The organism is Parasphingorhabdus sp., from assembly GCF_965233695.1.
In the GTDB taxonomy this organism is placed as follows: domain Bacteria; phylum Pseudomonadota; class Alphaproteobacteria; order Sphingomonadales; family Sphingomonadaceae; genus Parasphingorhabdus.
This window is the reverse complement of sequence record NZ_OZ247497.1, coordinates 1,684,397-1,706,753: the sequence shown is the minus strand read 5'-3', so window position 1 is coordinate 1,706,753 and position 22,357 is coordinate 1,684,397. Positions and strand designations below refer to the sequence as shown.

General features: G+C 54.9%; 24 protein-coding genes. 14 read left to right on the top strand and 10 right to left on the bottom strand.

All coding sequences use genetic code 11. The features are described 5' to 3' along the window. Positions 1–19: 19 nt before the first annotated feature. The 3 genes from ACO6S1_RS08115 to ACO6S1_RS08105 all read left to right on the top strand — a co-directional run bounded on the left by ACO6S1_RS08115 (position 20) and on the right by ACO6S1_RS08105 (position 2,836). Positions 20–1,186 (top strand): mechanosensitive ion channel family protein, encoded by a 1,167-nt coding sequence (locus tag ACO6S1_RS08115; protein WP_422345809.1) that lies wholly within the window; start codon positions 20–22, stop codon positions 1,184–1,186. A 112-nt stretch (positions 1,187–1,298) separates the two neighbouring features. Next, positions 1,299–2,477: an acetyl-CoA C-acyltransferase gene (locus ACO6S1_RS08110; RefSeq protein ID WP_422345808.1), complete on the top strand. Its 1,179-nt coding sequence runs from the start codon at positions 1,299–1,301 to the stop codon at positions 2,475–2,477. Positions 2,478–2,545: 68 nt separating this feature from the next. Continuing rightward, positions 2,546–2,836, top strand: coding sequence for a putative quinol monooxygenase (locus ACO6S1_RS08105; RefSeq protein WP_422345807.1), 291 nt, complete (start codon positions 2,546–2,548; stop codon positions 2,834–2,836). A gap of 39 nt (positions 2,837–2,875) precedes the next feature. On the opposite strand, the gene ACO6S1_RS08100 is transcribed toward ACO6S1_RS08105, so the two are convergent. After that, positions 2,876–3,769, bottom strand: coding sequence for a DUF1295 domain-containing protein (locus ACO6S1_RS08100; RefSeq protein ID WP_422345806.1), 894 nt, complete (start codon positions 3,767–3,769; stop codon positions 2,876–2,878). Between the two features lie 185 nt (positions 3,770–3,954). Between ACO6S1_RS08100 and ACO6S1_RS08095 the strand changes: the two genes are divergently transcribed. Then, a complete protein-coding gene (locus tag ACO6S1_RS08095; protein ID WP_422345805.1) occupies positions 3,955–4,791 on the top strand; it encodes an HAD-IIB family hydrolase in 837 nt (278 codons plus the stop codon). 33 nt (positions 4,792–4,824) lie between these two features. After that, positions 4,825–6,039, top strand: coding sequence for a glucosyl-3-phosphoglycerate synthase (locus ACO6S1_RS08090; protein WP_422345804.1), 1,215 nt, complete (start codon positions 4,825–4,827; stop codon positions 6,037–6,039). On the opposite strand, the gene ACO6S1_RS08085 is transcribed toward ACO6S1_RS08090, so the two are convergent. After that, a complete protein-coding gene (locus ACO6S1_RS08085; protein WP_422345803.1) occupies positions 6,036–7,799 on the bottom strand; it encodes a sugar phosphorylase in 1,764 nt (587 codons plus the stop codon). The genes ACO6S1_RS08090 and ACO6S1_RS08085 overlap by 4 nt on opposite strands. A 151-nt stretch (positions 7,800–7,950) precedes the next feature. On the opposite strand from ACO6S1_RS08085, the gene ACO6S1_RS08080 reads away from it, so the two are divergent. Then, positions 7,951–9,135 carry a glycerate kinase type-2 family protein gene (locus ACO6S1_RS08080; RefSeq protein WP_422345802.1) on the top strand — a complete coding sequence of 395 codons (1,185 nt, stop codon included), beginning with the start codon at positions 7,951–7,953 and terminating at the stop codon, positions 9,133–9,135. Positions 9,136–9,254: 119 nt separating this feature from the next. On the opposite strand, the gene ACO6S1_RS08075 is transcribed toward ACO6S1_RS08080, so the two are convergent. Further along, positions 9,255–9,929, bottom strand: coding sequence for a S24 family peptidase (locus tag ACO6S1_RS08075; protein WP_422345801.1), 675 nt, complete (start codon positions 9,927–9,929; stop codon positions 9,255–9,257). Between the two features lie 153 nt (positions 9,930–10,082). On the opposite strand from ACO6S1_RS08075, the gene ACO6S1_RS08070 reads away from it, so the two are divergent. Together ACO6S1_RS08070 and ACO6S1_RS08065 are read left to right on the top strand one after the other, a co-directional pair. Continuing rightward, positions 10,083–10,271: a hypothetical protein gene (locus ACO6S1_RS08070; RefSeq protein WP_422345800.1), complete on the top strand. Its 189-nt coding sequence runs from the start codon at positions 10,083–10,085 to the stop codon at positions 10,269–10,271. Then, complete coding sequence (locus ACO6S1_RS08065; protein ID WP_422345799.1) at positions 10,261–10,614, top strand: hypothetical protein; 354 nt, start codon at positions 10,261–10,263, stop codon at positions 10,612–10,614. The genes ACO6S1_RS08070 and ACO6S1_RS08065 overlap by 11 nt, the downstream gene beginning before the upstream one ends. 20 nt (positions 10,615–10,634) lie before the next feature. On the opposite strand, the gene ACO6S1_RS08060 is transcribed toward ACO6S1_RS08065, so the two are convergent. Beyond that, complete coding sequence (locus ACO6S1_RS08060; RefSeq protein ID WP_422345798.1) at positions 10,635–11,708, bottom strand: hypothetical protein; 1,074 nt, start codon at positions 11,706–11,708, stop codon at positions 10,635–10,637. A 1-nt stretch (position 11,709) separates the two neighbouring features. Next, positions 11,710–12,942, bottom strand: a complete 1,233-nt coding sequence (locus ACO6S1_RS08055) for a TIGR04063 family PEP-CTERM/XrtA system glycosyltransferase (RefSeq protein ID WP_422345797.1) — start codon at positions 12,940–12,942, stop codon at positions 11,710–11,712. A gap of 121 nt (positions 12,943–13,063) precedes the next feature. On the opposite strand from ACO6S1_RS08055, the gene ACO6S1_RS08050 reads away from it, so the two are divergent. From ACO6S1_RS08050 to dgcA, 3 genes are all read left to right on the top strand, one after another. Continuing rightward, positions 13,064–13,219, top strand: coding sequence for a hypothetical protein (locus ACO6S1_RS08050; protein ID WP_422345796.1), 156 nt, complete (start codon positions 13,064–13,066; stop codon positions 13,217–13,219). Continuing rightward, positions 13,212–14,606, top strand: a complete 1,395-nt coding sequence (locus ACO6S1_RS08045; protein WP_422345795.1) for a putative O-glycosylation ligase, exosortase A system-associated — start codon at positions 13,212–13,214, stop codon at positions 14,604–14,606. Before ACO6S1_RS08050 ends, ACO6S1_RS08045 begins: the two co-directional genes overlap by 8 nt. Positions 14,607–14,674: 68 nt before the next feature. After that, positions 14,675–15,658, top strand: coding sequence for an N-acetyl-D-Glu racemase DgcA (gene dgcA / locus ACO6S1_RS08040; RefSeq protein WP_422345794.1), 984 nt, complete (start codon positions 14,675–14,677; stop codon positions 15,656–15,658). A gap of 155 nt (positions 15,659–15,813) precedes the next feature. On the opposite strand, the gene ACO6S1_RS08035 is transcribed toward dgcA, so the two are convergent. After that, positions 15,814–16,410, bottom strand: coding sequence for a hypothetical protein (locus ACO6S1_RS08035; RefSeq protein WP_422345793.1), 597 nt, complete (start codon positions 16,408–16,410; stop codon positions 15,814–15,816). A gap of 254 nt (positions 16,411–16,664) precedes the next feature. Here ACO6S1_RS08035 and ACO6S1_RS08030 point away from each other — a divergent pair, with 254 nt between their 5' ends. Beyond that, entirely contained in the window at positions 16,665–17,195 is a 531-nt protein-coding gene (locus tag ACO6S1_RS08030) for a DUF7282 domain-containing protein (RefSeq protein WP_422345792.1), read from the top strand. Between the two features lie 80 nt (positions 17,196–17,275). Here the strand turns inward: ACO6S1_RS08030 and ACO6S1_RS08025 are convergent, their stop codons facing one another. Beyond that, the gene (locus ACO6S1_RS08025; protein ID WP_422345791.1) at positions 17,276–18,049 is read right to left on the bottom strand and encodes an SDR family oxidoreductase; all 774 of its coding nucleotides are present in this window, start codon (positions 18,047–18,049) and stop codon (positions 17,276–17,278) included. A gap of 8 nt (positions 18,050–18,057) precedes the next feature. Between ACO6S1_RS08025 and ACO6S1_RS08020 the strand changes: the two genes are divergently transcribed. Continuing rightward, positions 18,058–18,921 (top strand): NRDE family protein, encoded by an 864-nt coding sequence (locus ACO6S1_RS08020; protein WP_422345790.1) that lies wholly within the window; start codon positions 18,058–18,060, stop codon positions 18,919–18,921. An 11-nt stretch (positions 18,922–18,932) separates the two neighbouring features. On the opposite strand, the gene ACO6S1_RS08015 is transcribed toward ACO6S1_RS08020, so the two are convergent. After that, positions 18,933–20,102, bottom strand: a complete 1,170-nt coding sequence (locus ACO6S1_RS08015; protein ID WP_422345789.1) for an indoleamine 2,3-dioxygenase — start codon at positions 20,100–20,102, stop codon at positions 18,933–18,935. Positions 20,103–20,201: 99 nt separating this feature from the next. On the opposite strand from ACO6S1_RS08015, the gene ACO6S1_RS08010 reads away from it, so the two are divergent. Beyond that, positions 20,202–20,654, top strand: coding sequence for an Lrp/AsnC family transcriptional regulator (locus ACO6S1_RS08010; protein ID WP_422345788.1), 453 nt, complete (start codon positions 20,202–20,204; stop codon positions 20,652–20,654). A gap of 18 nt (positions 20,655–20,672) precedes the next feature. Here the strand turns inward: ACO6S1_RS08010 and ACO6S1_RS08005 are convergent, their stop codons facing one another. Together ACO6S1_RS08005 and ACO6S1_RS08000 are read right to left on the bottom strand one after the other, a co-directional pair. Then, positions 20,673–20,963: a DUF1153 domain-containing protein gene (locus tag ACO6S1_RS08005; protein ID WP_422345787.1), complete on the bottom strand. Its 291-nt coding sequence runs from the start codon at positions 20,961–20,963 to the stop codon at positions 20,673–20,675. A gap of 190 nt (positions 20,964–21,153) precedes the next feature. After that, a complete protein-coding gene (locus ACO6S1_RS08000; protein ID WP_422345786.1) occupies positions 21,154–22,338 on the bottom strand; it encodes a serine hydrolase domain-containing protein in 1,185 nt (394 codons plus the stop codon). Between the last annotated feature and the right edge of the window lie 19 nt (positions 22,339–22,357).

The following is a 22,357-nucleotide window of genomic DNA, read 5'->3' as shown; positions in this document are numbered from 1 at the left end:
ACAGTAGCAGAATTTTCATATGACCCAGACAACAGACCCGACCATTGTCGCCGAATTTCCCGATTTAGCAGGTACTGTTGATCGATATGTAAATGCCGTCACAAATTGGGTGACCCAACATTATATTGAACTGATTATCGCCCTGCTGATCGGCGCAGGCATATTTTTCCTTCTCGGCGCAATCAAACGACTCGCCGCAGGCTATGTCCGAAAACAGGAAAGTCTGATTGGATATCGCGCGATCCTGACGAAGGCTATTTCCAAAACTACCAAGATTTTCATGCTGATGGTGTCCGCAGAAATCGTGATCGTTTCTTCCAACGCACCTGCCAAAATTGTGAACTTTGTTGGAGTGCTATTCACCATCGCGGTCGTCATTCAGGTCGCCATCTGGCTGCGAGAGATTATTCTCGGCATTTTTAAACGAAAGCTGTCCACCGATCCGGAAGAAAATGAAACGCTCGCCAATGCGATGACGCTCATCCGTCTGCTGGTGACATTTGTATTATTCGCGATCGCATCGATCATGATCCTCGACAATCTGGGTGTCGACGTGACCGGACTGATTGCCGGTCTCGGTGTCGGCGGTATCGCCATTGGCCTTGCGGCACAGGGCATATTTTCAGATCTGTTCGCGGCATTATCGATCATTTTCGACAAGCCGTTCAAGCGCGGCGAAACCGTCACCTATGACACTACCACCGGCACGATTGAGAAGATCGGTCTCAAAAGCACGCGGCTGCGCGCGATCACTGGCGAAGAAGTCATTATTTCCAATACCAATTTGCTGGACAAGGAAATCGTCAATCTGACCCGACTGGATCGCCGCCGGACACGTTTCGGCATTGGTGTGATATACCAGACAAAACCCGAAGATGCCCGGCGCATTCCCGATTTGCTGAAACAGATTGTCGAAGAAAATGGCGGAGTTTTCGTGCGCTCGGGCTTTGTGGGCTTTGGCGATAGTTCGATCAACTTCGAGCTCGACTTCGACATTATGAGCAGCCAATACGACCCGGTTTATCAAGGCCGCCACACTATTGGTCTGGCGATATTGCAAAAGTTTAACGAGGAGGGTCTGGAGTTTGCCTATCCGACCCAGACAACCTTCACCTCAGCGCCCGATGGTAAAATGATCATGCCTTATCCGGAAGGCGGTTTTCCTCTGAACATGCAAGAGGGCTAGCTTGCCGTAACGTCAGGACCAGTAGCAAAGAAAAACCTTGTTAATTGGTCGATTAAAAGAGAGAATGCGCGCCAAATTCGACTCTAATCCATCATAATAAAGGATCACAAATATGCGTGACGCAGTTATCGTTTCTACCGCCCGGACCCCCATCGGACGCGCCTATAAGGGTGCCTTCAACGCCACTGCCGGTCCCACCCTTGGTTCCTATGCGGCAAAAGCAGCGGTTGAACGGGCCGGCATTGATCCAGCCACCGTCGAAGACGTGGTTTGGGGCAGCGCGCTGCAACAAGGCTCGCAGGGCGGTAATCTGGGACGCAACGTGGCGCTGCGCTCTGGTTTTCCGATTGAAGTTCCCGGTATGACGCTGGATCGTCAATGTTCATCAGGCCTGATGGCTATCGCGACAGCATCCAAGCAGGTAACGATTGACCGGATGGACGTCGTTGTAGGTGGCGGACAGGATTCTATTTCCACGGTGCAAACTCCGGAAATGCGGATGGCACCGGATAAAGCCTTGGTTGCCATGCATGACGATATCTACATGCCGATGTTGCAGACCGCAGAAGTCGTCGGCGAGCGCTATGGCATTTCGCGTGAAGCGTGCGACGAATATGCGCTGAAATCCCAGCAGCGCACCGCTGCGGCACAAGAAGCGGGCAAGTTTGACGATGAAATAGTCGAAGTAACCGCAACCATGGGTGTGCAGGACAAGGAAACCAAAGAGATCTCAATGCACGAAATCACGCTCAGCAAAGATGAAGGCAATCGGCCATCGACAACGCTCGAAGGCCTGCAATCGCTGAAGCCCGTGCTCGGTGAAAACAAGATCATCACTGCCGGGAACGCTTCACAGCTTTCCGACGGCAGCTCCGCCAGTGTTATCATGGAGGCCAGTGCCGCTGAAAAAGCCGGCCTGAACCCCTTGGGCCGCTATGTCGGGATGGCTGTAGCAGGCACCAAGCCGGATGAAATGGGCATTGGTCCGGTTTTCGCCATCCCCAAATTGCTCGAGAAATTCGACCTGAAAATGGACGATATCGGCCTGTGGGAACTGAATGAAGCCTTTGCGGTGCAGGTGCTCTATTGCCAGCAGAAGCTGGGCATTCCTGACGAGTTGTTGAACGTCAATGGCGGCTCGATCTCCATCGGGCACCCCTATGGCATGACCGGCGCGCGCTGCGTTGGTCATACGTTGATCGAAGGCAAGCGCCGCGGTGCCAAATATGGTGTTGTGACTATGTGCGTTGGCGGTGGTCAAGGCGCAGCCGGGCTGTTCGAAATATTCTAGGCATAATCGATCGGAGCTGGCGCTGCGGTGTCGGCTCCAATCTACAATTAATCAGAAGAGGGTGAACCATGGCAGTAGGTGTAGTTGCAACCTTGACAGTTGCAGAAGGCAAAAACGCGGATTTTGAAGCGGCTTTTACGGAATTAATGGCTGCGGTACGGGAAAATGAACCCGGCAATGAATTTTACTCTGTCTTTCAGTGCAAGGATAATCCCCAGCAATATAAAGTGCTCGAACGCTATGTTGATCAGGCGGCACTGGACGCCCATGGCAAATCCGACCATTTCCGCGCCAGCGGCCCCAAGCTCGCCCCTTGCATGGCTGCTGCGCCGGAAATTGAGTATCTCGACGGTATTTAACCGGCCCGGTTAGCGTGCGAATCTTCAGATTATCGGATGTTAAACCCTAGACGGTGGTTTGAGCATGACTACAGGCGTGTTGGAGCGATAGGCGATATAGTCCGGATCGTCTCCCCACTTCTTGTCGGCTTGTGCTTCAAGCTTCGGAACACCGCTAAGTCGAATTATCAGAACAGCCACGAATAACGGTGAGATTATCGTTGCCCATTGCCAACCGGATAGCACTGGCAGCGATACTACCGTGACACCTGCCCACAAAAGGATTTCACCAAAATAATTGGGATGGCGCGACCAAGCCCATAGCCCGGAAGAGATGAAACGACCTTTGTTCGCCGGATCTTTTCGGAAAGTCCGTTTTTGCCGGTCAGCAATAACCTCAATCGCGAAACCTGTAATCCAAAGAGCAAAGCCAACAAAGGCAAACGGGCCAAGCGGTAATTTTGTCTGATTGGTTATAATAACTAACGCGCTAGCTGCAGTCAGCAGAACCCAAAGGCCTTGTAACGTCCAGGTGAAGAAGAATCGGCTCGGTGATTTTTTAATCTCGTCAAACCTCTGATCACCGCCATCATCACGGATGCGCAAAAACAGAAAGGAACCCAATCGTACCGCCCAGATAGATACCATCATAGCGATGATAGCCGACCGGAGATCCAATGGAGCTGACAGGACACAAGCAACCACCATCAAAGTTAGATATGTCAGGGAACCAGTAAGATCATAATATTTTTCGGTTTTGGCGATGTTCGCAGGAATGAATGCCAGCCAATTGATTACAAAGGCCAGTATTCCGCAAATCAGAAATATTGGGATCGCCCCTGCTCCGCTGCCTGCAAGCTCGTGGGTAGTCATGCCACCGTCACTGCCGGCCCATGCAACCAGTCCACCAATTCCTAATGCGATAAGAATGGCGATGAAAAGTTTCACATTCATGATAAATCCCCAAAACTCTATTTCTTCAGTGTGAACTATCTGGATCAGAAGTGCGAGAGGATTATCTCCCGCAATCCAATAAAGTGCGATAGGATAGCGACCGCTACCAGCGCGGAGATGCATTTCAGAATGCGCCAAAATCCCGATATTCGCGGTAATATTAATATGCTATCGTTCACCTTATAATGTCGTGTACTCCCCCCCACCTTCTTATATTCACCGACCTTGATGGTACTTTATTGGACCATTACAGTTATTCGGCGACACCTGCTGATCGGCTAATCCGGATATTACGCGATCAGGCGATGGCCGATATCATCCCGATTACGAGCAAAACACACTCGGAACTGAAAGCCCTTCAGCATATTTTGCCGATCGAGGATACAATAACCGTAACCGAGAATGGATCGGTCATTTTCGCGCCTCTTGGTCGGCCATTTTTGGAAGAAGATCATCCACACAGGATGGTTGCTGGCATCCAATATGACAAAGTCCTGGATCAGATTAGTGAGCTGCCGGAACATTTGCGTCAACTGATAGTCGGTTTTAATGACATGACGGTTGCCGAGGTAGCGAATGCTACAGGGCTTGCCATGGCTGATGCACAGCGGGCCAAAGATCGTGACGCAACTGAACCATTTATTTGGTTAGGATCCGACGAAGCGTTTCATGCATTGCAAGCGATCATGGTTGTGGCTGACATCCAAATCCAGCGGGGTGGACGCTTTTATCATTTCACCGGTCAGGCATCAAAAGAACAGGCCATGAAGACGATTATCAGCGCCTTTACGGCACAGCAACCGGAAGCAAACTTTATCAGCATCGCACTTGGTGATGGCCCCAATGATCTGGGAATGATTGAAGCCGCAGATATTGGGATCATAATGCCAAACACTGACGGTGTTACCATTACGTCTAGTTTACCGCATGTACGGTCAGCTGCTGCTCCTGGTCCGCGGGGCTGGACTTCCGCTATACTAGAAATTTTGCCAGAAGTGGGTTTAACCCTACCGGAAGAGTGACTAGGCTGCCAAATTAAGCAAAAAAGGAAGCGCATGGCCGATTTTCATCAAAATGGTATCATTTCCACACTTCACAATTTAACCAACCGCTCGGTTGAGTCATTGGAAGCCGATTTGATGAGCTTCCGGTCAGCCAACCCCATGGCCTTGGTTCTGCCGAGCCTGTTTTCGGAGCTTGAGGGTCCGGCCCTTGAGCATATTGTCGATCAGTTGAAAGAGGTACCTTATCTTGATGATATTATCATCGGGCTCGATCGGGCCGAAAAAGATCAATTTGAATATGCGAAAAACTATTTTTCCCGCCTACCACAGCGACATCATATCCTTTGGAATAGCGGTCCGCGGCTTACCGCGCTCGACGACGAATTGAAGCAACACGGCCTTTCTCCGGCTCAACCAGGAAAAGGCCGCAACGTATGGTTTTGTTTTGGTTATTTCCTGTCAGCAACAAATGCCCAAGTCGTCGGTCTGCATGATTGTGATATTTTGACCTATGATCGGGCACTCCTCGCGCGGTTGATGTACCCGGTCGCCAACCCGACATTTCCCTATGTTTTTTCGAAAGGCTTTTACGCGCGGACAACCGAAGAAAAATTCAATGGCCGCGTAGTGCGCTTGCTTATCGGACCACTATTGGCCGCGCTGAAGAAAGTGTGTGAGCCCAATGACTATATCACCTATCTCAACAGCTTTCGCTATGCGCTGGCTGGCGAGTTTGCGATGGGACGGCAAGTGGTCAAGAATATCCGGATCCCATCCGACTGGGGACTGGAAGTCGGCGTCCTTTCAGAAGTGTGGCGCAACCATTCGACGCAAGCCATCTGTCAGGTCGAAATTGCTGATAACTATGATCACAAGCATCAAAAAGTCTCGCACGATAACCCCGATACCGGCTTGTCGAAGATGAGCATCGACATCACCAAATCGATTTTCCGAAAGCTAGCCACTGATGGCCAGATTTTCTCACAAGGGACGTTTCGTACCCTGAAAGCGACCTATTTCCGGATCGCGCTTGATCGGATTGAAACCTTTTACAATGATGCTGTCATGAACGGGCTGACGCTGGATCGGCACGAAGAGGAAACTACAGTAGAGCTGTTCGCCCAGAACATAATGACAGCCGGCGATGTTTTCCTAGAATCGCCCAATGAAACACCTTTCATGGCAAATTGGAATCGGATCAACAGTGCGATTCCAGATTTTACAGAACGATTTCAGGAAGCAGTACGTCAGGATAACGAAGATTAGCCGCCTTCCGGGGAGGCGTTGGTGATCCACACAGATTGATAGGGCGCAAGAGCAAAGTCTCCCTCAATATCTGTAATCGACCGGCCCGTAATCAGGTCCCACCATTGATCGCCCGCAATCAGGTTTATCTCCACCAAAGCCAGATTTTTTATGTTTTTCGTCACATTGGTGACCGCGAAGATACTTTGCTTGCGATCCTGGCTTTGGCGCCAGATGCCGAACAGGCCCTCTGGCAAGGCCAGGGTAAATTGCACGGCATTAGGATGAAAGGCGGATTGTTTTTTGCGGATTTCGATTAAGGCGCGGAAACGATTAAACACCTGAGCCTCGACAGTCTGGGGATTATCGATTTTGCTGCTAATATCTTCATAGTCCAGCTGGCGACGATTGATTGACCTATTCTGGCCAGAAAGATTGACCTCCTCATAGCCATTCGGTGTAGCAAGCAAGCTGTGAATATAGATGGCCGGAATACCCTCAAGCGCCAGCATGATCGCCATCGCTGCCATGAAACGATCGATCTGATATTCGTCCGGACCGTCAAGCGTACCTTGCATCGCTTCGAAATAAGAGATGTTCATCTCATAAGGTTTCTCTGTACCGCCCGGACCGCGGCGCATTGAAAGCCGTCCGCCAAAGGCCTGGATCGCGGTCAGCATCTGATCAACCTCGCCCTGCGGCAAAACCCCTTCTGTCGGACGCAGGCCGATACCGTCATGACTGGCCGTGAAATTGAGATAGGTACAGCCCGTCAAAGCCGGGGGATTACTGCGCGTGAGACGCTTCAAGTAGAGCGCGTCACCAGTAAGCAGCGCATGGACCAGTAATGGCGGCAACGAGAAATTATAGATGACATGGGCTTCATTTTGATTGCCGAAATAGGTCAGGTTCTCGTGATTGGGAATGTTGGTTTCAGTTATAATGATAAGCGTTTCAACGTGATGATCCATCAGCGTTCTCAGTAACCTGATCACCTCGTGCGTTTCATCGAGATTGATCGAAGTGGTACCGATTTTCTTCCAAAGGAAGGCGATTGCATCAAGCCGGAATATTCGGACACCGTGCGCTATATAGTCTGCGATGATTTTGATAAACTCGCACAGTAGGTCAGGATTGGTAAAGTCGAAATCGAGCTGGTCTGCGCTAAAAGTACTCCAGACATGGCGATCGCCTGCTGATGTGCGAAAAGGAGTCAGCAAAGGATGGGATCTAGGCCGCACTACCTGTCCGAGATCGGCGGCTGGATCAGCCGTGTAATAATATCTGTTGCCCGGTGCTTCGTCGGACAGAAACTGCTGAAACCATGATGATTTGCTCGAACCATGATTGATCACCAGGTCGGCCATAAGACGATAATCCTGAGCGATTGCCTCAATATCTGACCAATCACCTAGCTCGTCATCAACCTGCAAATAGTCGATTACAGCGAACCCGTCGTCAGAACTATAGGGAAAGAAAGGCAGAATATGAACGGCACCAATGGTCTGCCCAATATGCTGTTTCAAAAAGCGATGGAGCGAGTGGAGCGGTTTTTCACCATCGCATCGGATGGTGCCACCATAAGTGATGAGGGCGATGTCGCTTTCATCCCACAAATGCTTGTCGGCAATTTCCTCGCGTTTGAGCATCTGGCTTGGATCAGGCCAAAACAATGCGATAATCTTGTCCGCCAAAGCGTCACAATCATGATCCGGATAGAGGGTCGTCAACTGTGCCGAAAGGCGGCTGCGCAGATGGTCGAGAGTGGCGCGATCATTCATAGGGGCTCAAACTCCGAAAAGTCGCTTGACCGCGATAGGACAATCGGGCCTTTATTGTGCAGTGCATAAAACAACAAATCCCGATTCAATAAAAGCCTTTTTAGAAGACCTTTATTTGCGTTCCTTGGCACCCGCGCTTCCGGAGCAGGCAATGCGGGATGTGGAGTGGCCAAAGGTCAATGGCCGAACCTATGTCCTTTCAGTTGGAAAAGCCGCTACACAAATGGCAGCGTCGATCCATGACCGATTGCCGGACGATGCCTCGGGATTGATCGTCACACGCCAAGGTTATGCGCAACCCGGCTTTACCCCTGACAACTTTCAGATTGTCGAGGCCTCGCATCCTGTGCCCGATGCGGCGGGTGCCGATGCCGCGCAAACCGCCCTGGCCGCGGCAGATGATCTAAGCGAAAATGACTTGTTACTGGTCTTGATGTCAGGGGGTGCAAGTGCCCTTTTACCAGCACCGGCAGAAGGTCTTTCACTGGCGGAGAAGCAGGCGGTGACCCAATCCCTGCTCCACAGCGGCGCACCGATTGGGGAGATGAATATCATCCGCAAGCACCTCTCTGCAATAAAAGGCGGGCGTCTCGCTGCAAGGGCGTGGCCCGCCGCAACCCATATGGTTGCAATTTCCGATATCCCCGGGGATGATATCGCGATGATCGGGTCTGGCCCGACTGTCGCCGACCCATCCACCTGTGCCGATGCGCTGGCTATTATCGATAAATATGAGATCACCATCCCTCAGGCCGTTCGCCGGCAGCTTGACGAAGGCATGCTGGAAACACCGAAGGCGGACGACCCGCGAATGCAGCAGGCGACCGCAGATATTTGTGCACGTCCGGCCGACATCTGTGCAGCAGCGGTCAAAGCGGTGGAGGCCTTGGGCTATCAAGCGATCATGTTGGGGGAAGCGCTAGAAGGCGACGCGTTACAGCTTGGGGAAGAACATGCACGATTGGCACTGCAGATAAAGGCGGAAGGACGCAAGGCGGCATTAATCTCTGGCGGCGAGGCAACCGTCACTGTTCGCAATCGTGATGGCCGGGGCGGACGCTGTACCGCCTATATGCTGGCCTGTGCCCTGACCTTGAACGATGCGCCAGGCATAATCGGATTGGCAGCCGACAGCGATGGCATTGACGGGTCGGAAGACAATGCCGGTGCTTTTCTGTGGCCTGGGATAATGGCCTCGATAGGCGGTGAAGATGCGGGACGCGCCTTGCTCGAAAGCGACAACAGCTATCTCGCCTTTGCGCAAGCTGATGGTTTGCTAATGACGGGGCCGTCGGGCACCAATGTCAATGACTTGCGGATATTATTGATTCCGTAAAATCACTTTCTGCTTTCATGAGTTCGCGGTTATATTGCAAATCAACCGATAACCTCGCCGCATCGGAACAGCAGTTGGATAGGTTGACACATAAACTGGATTGATCGGCGAACCGATATTTATAATCGCCGCCCCTTCCACACCACGCGGCCAATAATATTGATCTCCTGCAACTCGACGTCATCCCAGTCGGGGTAGCGCTCATTGTCACTACGAATTGATACTTTTCCCGCTGGGCGCAGTGCCAGCCGCTTGACCAACAGAACATCGTCCATCCGCAATACGTAAATTCCGTCACGCAATGGTCGTTCTGAAGCACTATGGTCGACCATGATATCGTCGCCATCGCACAAGGTCGGGTCCATCGAGTCCCCATCGACGGATATCAAAGACAATTTATCCGGGTCCGTTCCGATCCGCTTCAACCATTTGGTACCAAAAGCGAAGCTATCCTGGGACGCTTCGTCATCCGCCAGCGAACCCGGACCCGCAGATGCGCCGAGCTGAAGCTTTTTAATCCGGACCATATCCTTGGCGCCGGAAACCGGCTTTCTTGTAAAACCTGATGGAATGCCGCCCAACAACCGCTCATCCACCGCATAAAATTCGGCCAGTTTCCGGCGATCGTTTTCATCCAGTTTCCGCGGTGTGCCGCGCTTTATAAACTGCTGGATATAGGCCGGGTTTTTGCCAAGCATCCGCGACAGTGATGAATAGTCATCTCCATTTTGCCGGATCAATCGCTCCAGATTGGTGCGCGGATCATCGCCAGATAGTGTTTTTTCTCGAACCATAGAAACAGCCTAACGCCTTTGGCCGAAATTGGCAATAGGATTTTTCCTAGACATGTAGGAAATTGCATTTCAGATAGGAATTTACCTATCACGATCGAGTCGATTGTATCCAGTTCGATGATGGGATGACATGCGAAATATGGAGAACAACCAATGTATTTGTTGAGAGACATAGAGAAGTTCATGCGCGAGACGGGCATGCCGTGGACCAAATTCGGACGGCTATCGGTGCGCGATCCCCGCTTTGTCGAGGATCTACGAAACGGCCGCCAACCGGGTAAAAAAATTTCACAAAGAGCAGAACATTTCATGAACAAATGGAGGGCTGATCATGTCGCTTGAACCGGATCTGCCCGCGCGATGGATGAAAAAACCAAAGGACGTCACGACCCAACTGATTGAACAAATCCAGCCGCTCGTTGGCTTGGACTACCGGGTCTGCCTATCGCGCGAACGCCCTTGGGCCAGCATCACCTTTTCCGGGGTCCGTTGCCGTTTTACCATCGCTCCGCTGTGGAAAGGCGGTCCCGCCGTCTCGCCATCTTGCAGTGCCCGCTTGCTCCGTCACGCCTATGACCTGCATGGCCATTTTGTCGCGGACCTGGTGATTGAGCGCGCCGATGACAAAGCCGATCAGACGGTCGTCATCGAGATATTGGTGATCACCGATCCGGTAGCACTATAAACGTTTTTTGCAGCCAGCGTTCAACGTTGCGCGGTCATTTTCTCCAACGTGCCAAGCGCGGCCTTCAGCGCAACATCCATATCTGCCTGGCGATCGGCAACCATGGTTTCACCTGGCTGCACTACCTCTTTGAGAGGTGGTGGCGTGAAGGTCTCGGCTGCCTGAAAATGCTCCATTGGAGCAGCAACGGGCTCTGCGACCACAGGTTGCTGAACAGCGACTTGCGGCGTTGGCTCTGGAGTTGGCACCGGTTCCGCAGCCATTGTGGTTTGTGACACCATATCAGCAGCAACCGCGCTGGCTGCTTCCAGCTGTCTCAAACGATTCAGACCTGCGGCAAGACGATCAGCAAGCTGCGCAATATTCAGATGAGATAGATCTTCAACCGGCATCGCGATATCCGGTGCAACAGCGACCGCAACTTCCGGTTCGACTGCAGCTGTTGTTGCAGCCTGCACCGGCTCAGCAACCGGCTGCGCTGGCGCCGAAACCATTTCTTCTGCGGGAGCCTCTACAGGCTCCAGTTTTTCAAAAGGCGCAATCGCTTCCGACATGGCATTTGCTGTTTCCTGTTCCGCAAAGATCGAAGGCCGAGCGGCTTCTTCAACAGGCTCATCTTTCAGCTTCCGCAACTGCGGCAAATCGGCAAGGTCCATGACTCTGGCCTTGTCCTTTTTCGGCTTTTTCAGGAATTTGGTCAGCGATTTGGCATCAAATTTCGGCAGGCTGAACCGGCTTTTCTTGGCATTCGCTTCTGCTTCATAATCCAGTTCAACAGGATTGGCAGCATTAATTTGTTCTCGAAGTGCAACGCCCATGTCAGAGCTCCCTTTGCGATTTAGAAATAGATAAATGGCGGATGCGGATACCAGACCCGCCAAACCAGCGATCAGACCGCGTGCAGTGTTACCCAGCGGCGGTGCAGCGGCTGGCAGAACTTCCGACAGTCCGGTCGCACCGATGATGTTCTCCAGATAGACATGTGGCAGAGTGACGACGACCAGCGCAGCACCGGCGCCGGCCGCTAATGCCATCACCGGGTCTTTGAACCGCATCCAGTTTTGATCCGTCTGTTCCAATTCATTCTCCGCCATATCACGCCGCCCGATCATAGGATTTGTGCGCGATCAACCTTTGGTAAACAGGATTGTAACGCAAAATGTTTGACGACCAGTTACGATCCGCCTCAACAAATTTCTTCGCTGTTTCAACAGTTTGCGGCCACTCGGCGCGATTTTTCAGTAAATCAGCCAGTTTTTGCGCGATTTTTTCGGGGAATCCTGCCGGAAATAACGTCCCGGTTACGCCATCTTCGATCAACTCGCGATGCCCGCCAATATCCGATGCCGCGACAATCCGTCCCTGCGCCATCGCTTCCAATGGCTTCAGGGGGGTGACAAGCTCCGTCAGCCGCATCGATTTGCGGGGATAGACCATGACATCCATCAGGCCGTAATAGCGCTCTACCTCTTCATGCGGCACGCGTCCGGTAAAGGTGATCGCCGACGCTGCGGAAGAAGCCGCGACCTGCGCTTTGAGCTGTTTTTCCATCGGACCGCCACCGACCAGCAGCAGATGCGCATCCGGGCACCGCGCTTGCAGCCTGGGCATCGCCGCGATCAGATCATCGAGCCCCTCATAATCGTAGAAGCTGCCAATAAAGCCCAGCACAGACTTGCCTGAAAGGCCCAGTTCGCGCCGCAGTGCTTCATCCGGCGCCGGCGGTTTGCCGAACAGGCTCAGATCGACACCGTTGGGAGAAACAGTGATTTTCTCTTTCGCTACGCCGCGCGTAACAAGATCAGCTTTCAGACCTTCGCAGATGACGGCAACCGCATCGGCCCCGTTTACGACATGATTTTCCAGCTGCCGGGTCAGCCAATAGCGCGGGCTGCCTTCACGGCCTGTGCCATTGCCGACGGCGGCATCTTCCCAGAAAGCGCGAATCTCATAGACCAGCGGCAATCCTGTCTTTTGTGCCACCCTGAGCGCCGCCAAACCATTGAGAGCGGGCGAATGGGCGTGCAGCACATCGGGTCGCCATTCCTGCACCACTTCGGCAATCCGGTCGGCAAAGGCCGATATTTCCCGCCATTCGCGTACCGGCGAAGGACCGCTCACGTCACGCAGGGTCCGGAAAAAACTCAACCCATCGGCCTGTTCCAGCGGTTGTTTTGCCTCAAACCCGTGCTGATCCTGCCGCACACCGGTCACGCCGGCGACGTGCAGACCGCTGGCAATCTGTGCCTTCATTATCGCCCGCGTGCGGAAACAATATCCGCTGTGCAACGGCAGGCTGTGATCCAATATGTGCAATATCCGCGTCATGGCGCAATCCGTTGCCATAAAAGGATTAACGTCCCGTCAACCCAAAGCCTGTATCGCGGGACCATAAACGTGAAATTATGCACATGAATCTGAAGCGTTAGTTGAGGCCGCCAAACTCCATATGATCGATAATTTTTCCATCGCTCTGACACATGGATTGCTGCTGATTGCGGTATGGCGGCTGATTCACCGCCCGGACCTCGACCATGAGGATCCCCCGGAACCAGATGCAGAGCCGGAAGGCTTTCACGTAAGTCGGAACCAGCCTGATGCGTGATCTGGTCTTTGTCGCCTATCTGCTCGCCTTGCTGTTTCTGGCGTTCAAGCGGCCGTTTATCTTCACGCTTATCTACGCCTATATCGATATCGTCGCGCCGCAGCGGCTGAGCTATTTCCTGCTCAATTCGATACCGCTGTCGCTGATCGTATTCGGCATGGCATTTCTCGGCTTCATGATCGCGGATGACAAGAAAGACAGCCGTTTCTCGGTGCGGCAGGGTGCGATGGTCCTGCTGCTGCTCTATTGCGGCTACACCACTTTTACCGGCGCCTTGCCCGAAGATGCGATGGAAAAATGGGACTGGGTCTGGAAGGCGCTGGTCTTTGCGATATTCCTGCCGCTGACGCTGCGGACCAAGCTGCGGATAGAAGCACTCACGCTGTTCATGGTGCTGTGCGCCGGCACGCTGATCATCACTGGCGGGATCAAGACGCTGGGCTCGGGCGGCGGCTATGGCGCGCTGGTGCTGCTGATCGACGACAATGCCGGGCTTTACGAAGGCTCGATCATCTCGATGGTGGCGATTGCGATCATCCCGCTGATGCTCTGGTTGTCGAAACATGGCACGATCTTTCCGCCCGACTGGCGGGTCAAATATTTCACCATGGCGCTGATCTTCGCGGCCTTGCTGATCCCGATCGGGACGCAGGCGCGTACCGGTTTGGTCTGTATTGCCGTGCTCGCGGTGCTCCAACTGCGCTTCGTCAAATATCGCTTCCTCTACGCTGGCATGGCCGTCACGCTGGGCCTGATGGCAATCCCGTTCCTGCCGCAAAGCTTTTCCGAGCGCATGGGCACGATCCAGAATTACCAGGCAGACGAGTCCGCCTCGACCCGCATCGCGGTGTGGGAATGGACCATCGAATATGCCAATGCCAATCCGATGGGTGGCGGGTTCAACGTCTACCGGCTGAACAAGCTGCGCTATGAGCTGGCGCCCGACAAAAGGGATGACCAGCCGGAACAGGACTATGATTACGAGCTGGAGGATGACGGCCCGATCGAAGTGATCGATGAAGCCCGCGCCTTCCACAGCAGCTATTTCGAGATGCTGGGGGAACAGGGCTATCCCGGCCTTGCTCTCTGGCTGTTCATTCACCTCGGCGGTATCTGGCGGATGGAGGTGCTGCGGCGGCGCTATCGCAAGACCACCAAGGAAAGCGAAATGTGGGTCGCCCCGCTCGCCATCGCGCTTGCCAACGCCCATATCATCTACATGGTCGGATCGCTGTTTGTCGGCGTCGCGTTCCAGCCGTTCGTCTATATGCTGGTCGCCCTGCAAATCGGTCTCGACACCTATATGAGCCGCCGCGCTCAGGAAGCGAAATGGAGCCCGATTGCCAAGCAGCTGCCGCCCGGCACATGGTCGCGGGCCGCTTCCTGATTCCCGGCGGATCCGACCCACCACCACAAAGCAGATGACAGACGCGCGCTGTGCGCTACGATCATCTGATGACAACAGCTGCTCCTCCTCTTTCTGTCTCCGCCAGCGCAGAACGCTGGCCGGTCAACGGGTCTTTCGTCATCAGCCGCGGGGCCAAGACCCATGTCGATGTCGTCGTCTGCACGGTCAGCGACGGCTCGCATCAGGGCATGGGTGAGGCCACTCCGGTCTATTATGAAGGAGAGACAGCCGAAGGCTGCGTCGCCGCCATAGAGAGTTTCGCCGCCACCCATCCCCAATTTGACCGGCTGACCCTGCTCGACCAGATGCCCAGAGGCGCAGCCCGCAACGCGCTCGACTGTGCCCTGTGGGATCTCGAATGCCATCAGCATGACCAGCCATTGTGGCGCCACGCCTTTCTCCCCGAGCCCCAGCCGCTGACCTCTGCCTTCACCATTTCACTCGGCGACCCCGCCCGGATGGAGGCCGATGCCCGCGCCGCCGCCGATACCCACAGCCTGCTCAAGCTCAAGCTGTCCGGCGATAATGACCATGAACGCGTCGCCGCTGTCCATCGCGGGGCGCCCGAGGCCCGTCTGATCGTTGATGCCAATGAAAGCTGGAACCATCTCGACATTGCCGCCGAAGCCGCAACCCTGGCCAGGTGGGGCGTCGAGCTGATCGAACAGCCGGTGAGTGCGGGGCAGGATCATCTGCTCGCCGGGGTCCGATCCCCCGTGCCGCTCTGCGCCGATGAAAGCTGCCATACCAGCGCCGACATCCCTGCCCTCGCGACCTATTATCAGGCCGTGAATATCAAGCTCGACAAGGCCGGCGGCCTGACCGAGTCCATACGTATCGCTGATGCGGCCGAGCAAGTCGGTCTGAAGCTGATGGTCGGCTGCATGCTCTCGACCTCGCTCGCCATCCGTCCGGCCTTCGCGCTGGCCCAGCGGGCACAGTGGGTGGACCTAGACGGCCCTCTGTTGCTCGCGCAGGACCGGGCCGACGCCATGCAATTTGCTGGCGGAGAGGTGATGTTGGGGGCCTGAAGCTGGTCTGAGAGCGGACCGGATACTGGCTGATCGAGTGAAGAATGGCCTTTCGGGACCTATCCGGGGCTGTTGGTCATGCTGAGTTTATACAGTTTCGACACAGATTAGCGAAAAACGAAAATTACCGCCCGCCGCCGGAAAAGCCGCAAGAATCAGCGCATTGTACGCGGGATGTCGGGGTTCAGCTCCCACATCCAGCCCGCGGCATATTCGCTGCTTTCCTTGACATAGTCGCGCGCCGCCGCGGTGCTTTCCGGATCGTCTTCCCGCTCGCTGTCATTCCAGTCCAGCGCGCCATGTTCGACGCGGTCGAGAATACTGTCCCATTTGGTCAGCGCAAATTCCCGCGCCACCGGATTGCGACCGATGCGTGAGGGATTGGCCATGATGAACTTGGTGAGATTTTCGTTGAACACGCGCTTCTCGCCAATCTGTTCGCCTTTCCAGAATATCGGCTGCACCACGCCGTTAATCGCACGGTCGATCGCTTCATGGGTGACTTGCCGGATGGCATTTTCCAGCGCCGCCTCCCACGCCAGATCAAATGGCGTCCCTGCGAGCCGCGCGCGCAGCTTATAGGCACTGTCGCGTGACATGAACACGGACTTGGCCGCCGCCGTGACCGAACCGGACGCCGCCAAAGCTTCCAGAAACGCGCGCATCTTGGCCTTGCTCCAGCCATTATGCTGCGGCCGCATTGTTGGTTCCGGCAGGGCATTTTCATCGGGAAGAGAGGAAGGATTGGTCATATCATGCTCCATATATGGTTCGTAGAAAAACTAGTTATAACCTATATGGTGTTTTGTAGGAAAGCAGCTTTTGGCCATGCCCGGACAATGCATTGGCCTAACGCAGATCGGGCCACGCAGCGCCCGTTTGGGTATGCTTCACCGGCTGCTTCGGGGCGGCTATTGTGTTGTTTGCAAAACCAATTATAAAATATTTGAAAATCAATGTTTTCAACGGGCAAATATAAGCCTGAAACAGATGGAGAGGTCCGGTCATGCTCATCAAAGGCGCGCTATCTTTTGCCCTGTCACTGGCAATCTTGTCGGGCACCGCATCCGCTCAGGAAGCGCCCGAAAAACCCCAGATTACAATGGGCAATGGCGCGGCCAACGCGATTCAGGTGGAAGGCCTGACCCGCGAGACCGGAGCAGCGGTCGCCTCCGAAGTCCGCGTCGATGGAGCGAACCTATCGACCTTGCGCGCGAACACGACCGCAATCAGCTTTCCCGCGGTCACGATTGAAAAGGCGGGCTGGATCGTCCTTCACCCGGTTATCGACGGCCGTCCGGACGGCGATATCGTATCGGGTTTCGCTTATTTAAATCCGGGCGAAAGCGAGAATGTGACCGTCCACATCCAACATCCCGCCGGTGCCGGTGACAAGTTTCTCGTGATGCTGCACGGCGATGTCGATCAGGACCGCGTATTCGATTTTGTTTTTGTGGAAGATGGCATCAATGTCGAGGATACCGCCGTTTTTGAAGGTTCCCGCATGATCGCCCATTTGATCGCTCTGCCCGAATAGGCAGGCGATGACGGCCTGCCAATCCGGGTTATCGCGCCCCATCGTTCAGGACATTCTATGTCAGCAGCAAACCAGTTGCGTCAAAATCCCTGTACCGACCCGCCATCCACCTGAATTGCGGTTCCGGTGATATAGCTTGCCGCTGCGGAGCCGAGGAAGACGGCGAGATTGGCGATCTCTTCGGGTTCGCCGATCCGTTGCATCGGGATCTGGGCGGCGATGCCGGCGGCGATTTCGTCGGTGCTTTTGCCGGAGGCTTTCGATTGCTGCTCCAATATCTGCGTCACCCGGTCGGTATTGGTAAAACCCGGGCAGACGGTGTTGACCAGAATATTGTCTCCCGCCACCTGATTGGCCAGCGTCTTGGCCCAGCCCAGCACCGCCATACGGATAGAGTTGGACAGGGTCAGGCCCGGCACCGGCTGTTTCACGCCGGAGGATGAGATGACAATGATCCGTCCCCACTTTTGGCCGCGCATATGCGGCAAAACCAGCCGTGTCGCGCGAATGACCGACTTTAATGTCAAGGCAATCGCCTTGTCCCAATCGTCATCGGCCAGATCTTCGAACAGGCCGGGTGGCGGACCGCCGGCATTGTTGACCAGAATATCGATACCACCGAATTTTGCCGTCACCGCTTCGATCAGCCGGTCGATATCTTCGGCTTTTGAGACATCGGCCACCATCGCCAGACAGCCGGGCATTTGCGCCGCGGCGGCATCGAGGCTGTCTTGCGACCGCCCGCAAATCGCGACCTTGGCGCCGCATTTGTGATAGCCCATTGCCGTCGCCAGCCCGATGCCCTTGCTGCCAGCGGTGACGAGGACGGTTTTGTTTTCAAGATCTAGTTCCATGCGCCAATATGTGCCGCAACATCGCGCCAATGTATAGTCCTGATGAAAAACGACCGCGCCGATTATCCCTCGCCAAACGCGCCGGGTTCGGCAATAGAGGCGGCATGTGTATCGTCGCTTTAGCATGGCAATCCCATCCGCGCTGGAAACTCGTGCTGATCGGCAATCGCGACGAATTGCATGCGAGACCCGCGGAGCCGCTGGACCGCTGGGACGATCCCGATCATCTGATTGCCGGACGCGATAGCCAGGCGGGTGGCACCTGGCTGGGCGTTTCAGAACAGGGGCGCCTTGCGGTCATTACCAATGTCAGCAGCGAAAACGGGCCCGATAGCGACAAATATTCCCGCGGCGACCTGTTGAAGGATTATCTGTCGGGCAAAGGCCGCTATGCGGATTTTGGCGTGGATGATTTTCACGATTTCAATCCGTTCAATCTGGTCACGGTGACCGGCGACAAGGCTCTGATCCACTCCAATCGGCCGGAACCCGGCAGCGATACATTGCAGCCGGGCCTGCATGGCCTGTCCAACGGTATGCTCGACCGGCCGTGGCCGAAATCCGCGCGCCTGACCAAAGCTCTGGATCAATGGCTTGGCGGGGCAGCGGACCGTCCGGCGCTTTTGCTCGACACATTGATGGATCGCACCGCCTGCTTGCCCGATGCCGATGGCAAAGCGGCTACAGATTGGGAACCGTCGATCGAACCGCAATATTCCTCGATCTTCATTCACAATCCGGTCTACGGTACGCGGTGCAGCACCGTGGTGGCGATAGACCACGAGGGCGCAGGTTCGATACTGGAACGGCGCTTTGATGCATCCGGGACAGTGACGGGGGAGACCGCCCTGCCCTTTGACTGGTCCCTCTGAAGACGGGTCCGCTACAGCATGTGTGCGGCGGCTTCGTCGCGATGCTTCTTCAGATATTTCATAAACGGCGTCCCGCCCGTCCCAACATCGGCCGTGTTGCCGGCGCCGCCTTTGGACTGTTTGTTGATATAGCTCGCCGCATATTCCAGATGCCGCGTCCGGAAGCGCGTCAGATTATTGACGCATTCATTATAGAGCGCCGTCAGATACGGTGATCCCGCCGACTGGACATAGGGTCGCAAGATGCTGTTGGCGCGAATATCATCGATAAACTGGCGATGTTCCGGCGGACGATAGATATGCAATTCGTCGAGATAGGTGCGCAGCGGATCGCCCGCATGATCAATTGCCAGAAAGGCATCCATCGACGGCACGATAGAGGATTGCGAACCCGTCTGCCCGCGAAACACCTGCGGCTTTCCACCGGTTTCCTCGACACCTTCATAGATCAGGCCGCCCGACAGCGCCGGATTATCCTTCCATCCGTGGATCCAGGGCCGAACGCGATGAAAATAGATATAGGGATCACAGCGTTCGGGCATGCGATCAAAAATCGCGTTCATATCGTCCCACACCGCCGACATGGCGGCCAGGCCGGATTCCAAAGTGGCGCTATCCTGATCACGGCACGCCTGCAACAAGGCCGGAATCTCCGCCAGCATGGCACCGGCTCGCGCCTCAATCGCGACATGGATCAGCACAAACCAGGCTTCATCCTGCCCGCCCAGAAACGGCTGGAGCATATGGATATTGGACAGATCAATCGGACCATCGGCGTCGATCCGGGCCCAGTTGTCGAGGACATAGCAGGAATAGGTTAAGAGCGGCGGCTGTCCGATGGATTGGCCCAATTGCCAGATCGGCACGGCAAGACATTGCGGCAGATGCTTGGGCGGCTCCGGCTCTCCCCAGATATAGGCTTGCACCAGAAACGAATAATGGACCATGGCCAACCGCCGCTCGGCCAAAGAGGCGGACGCACAGAAATCGCCAAGATCAAGGCACGGCAGGGTCTCGATATGGCGGCGCAAGGCACCGGTCAGGATGGTTTTCGGCAGCGCCATCGCCGCTTCGACGACCGGGGCGAGAAGCGGGTCCAGACTGACTTTGTCGGGATCAAAGGGTGACAGGAAACCGCGTTCCTTTGAGATACCATATTCGGTGGGGTGAAAGGCCGCCATATCCTGTTCCTTGCAAATTTAGCTAGAGACGCAATAATACACCATATCAGACGCAATGTGCTTGCCTATTGACCGATATATCGGCAGAAGATGCAACTTATGATCGAATTGGATACTATCAGTCGCAAAATATTGCAGGTACTCGAACAGGATGGCCGAATCAGCAACACCGATCTTGCCGCCAAGGTCGGGCTGTCGGCCTCGGCCTGTTTGCGGCGGGTGCAGGACATGGAACGCAAGGGCCTGATCAAAGGCTATCGTGCGGTACTGGACCCCGCCGTCCGCGGCGCTGCAATCACGATTTTCGTCATGGTCGGCCTGTCCGAACATCTGAGGAAAGACGCGCTCGCCTTTGAACAGGCGGTTGCCCACGCGCCCGAGGTCCGCGAATGCCACAATATCACCGGATCGGTGGAATATCTGTTACGCGTGGAAGTCGCGGACCTGGCGGCTTATAAGGATTTTCACGCCGATATATTGGGAACATTGCCGCAAGTCAGCAGCATCACGTCCCACATATGCCTTGGTTCGCCAACCGACAAACGGGCCTGATCGGCTTGGGACCGGGCTTCAGGCCCTTTGATAATGTTCGCGATGATCCTGCAAATGGGTCACCCGCAGTCCGGCCATGCCGGCGCGATCAATCGCCTGCTGCCACGAGATAAATTCCTCCAGTGACAGACCATAGCGGTCACAGGCTTCGTCGGTTGTCAGCATCCCGCCATTGACGGCCGCAACAACCTGCGCTTTGCGGCGGACAACCCATCTTGTCGTCGAAGGACAGGGCAGATCATCTTTGGTCATCGCCTCGCCCAAAGGACCGATAACGATAGCTGGTCGTGGTCGTTGATTGTCGATCATAATTACCTCTTGCGTGCCTTTCGGCATTTCTCTGCGTTTGCCCCGCTGGAGAAAAAATAACGCAGGGGAGATAAATCAAGATCGAACGTATAGGGTTAACGGATATTCGCACTTGGGCAAGCATTGCCAGTCATCCGATCGGTCACGGAAAACCGGCGGTTTCGGACGACTCGGGCAACGGAATGGCTTGTTAAGCGCGCAATATTTCGTAAGTCGCATCGACCAGCGACTGGCCGCGATCATTCAGCAATAGGCCCATACCCATCTGGTTCATGGTGTAGCTGAAGGCCAGGCCATATTCGGGATCCGCAAAGCCGATCGAACCGCCGGCACCGACATGGCCAAAGGCCGCATCACCGATGATCGCCGACATCTGGTCACCGCAAGGATAAGCGCGGTTATCCATCGATTTCATAAAGCCCGATGCAAAACGTGTTGGCGCAAGCAATGTCGCATCAACCTGCGTTGCCGTGGAAACCTGTGCCATGCGGGCCAGATGTTCCGGGGATATCAATGTCACACCCTTGTGCGATCCGCCCAGCGCGAGCGGTTCGTACATCGCCACCTGCCCGCGGGCATTGGACAATCCGCCTGCGCCGCCTATTTCCGCCTTGTGCGCCTGCGGATCATTCTGGTTCCAGCCGCCGCTGTTGAGGAAGGAAAGCGCCTGTATCGATTGCGGATCAGTGAGCAGCTTCTTGGTGAAAGGACTGAGTTCCGCAGTAGGATCGGGTGTCGCCAGAATGATCGGCGCGATGGGACGTTTGACATCATCAGGCAATCCGATCCAGAAATCCGCGCCCAACGGTCCGGCAACCTCGTCCTGAAAAAACTGGCCCAGCGATTTGCCCGATACCCGGCGCACGAGCTCGCCCACGGTCCAGCCGAAACTCACCATATGATAGCCATTGCGGGTGCCTGGTTCCCAGAAAGCCTCTTCGTCCGCAAGCCGCTCAACCATATAATCCCAGTCGAGATATCCGCCCGGCTTGACCGGTTCCCGCAGCGCCGGAACTGCGCTTTCATGGTTGAGCATCATTTGCACGGTGGTCGATTCCTTGCCATTTTTGGCAAATTCCGGCCAATATTCCGAAACTGGCGCATGGAGTTTCAACAAACCGCGATCAATCAGGATATGGGCACACAGAGCCGTGGCAGCCTTGGTGCAGGAAAACACGATCGAGATGGTGTCGCGTTCCCACGGGCGGTTCGTTGCCGGATCTGCGATCCCGCCCCAAAGGTCGACAACGGTCTCGCCATTGATGCTGACACAGACAGACGCACCAACCTCGCCGCGCTCAGCGAAATTGCGGGCAAACTCGTCTTTTACCCGTTCAAATTTTGCGGCTGTGGTGCCGTCGATATTTATAGTCATGCCTGTCAAACTCCGGATC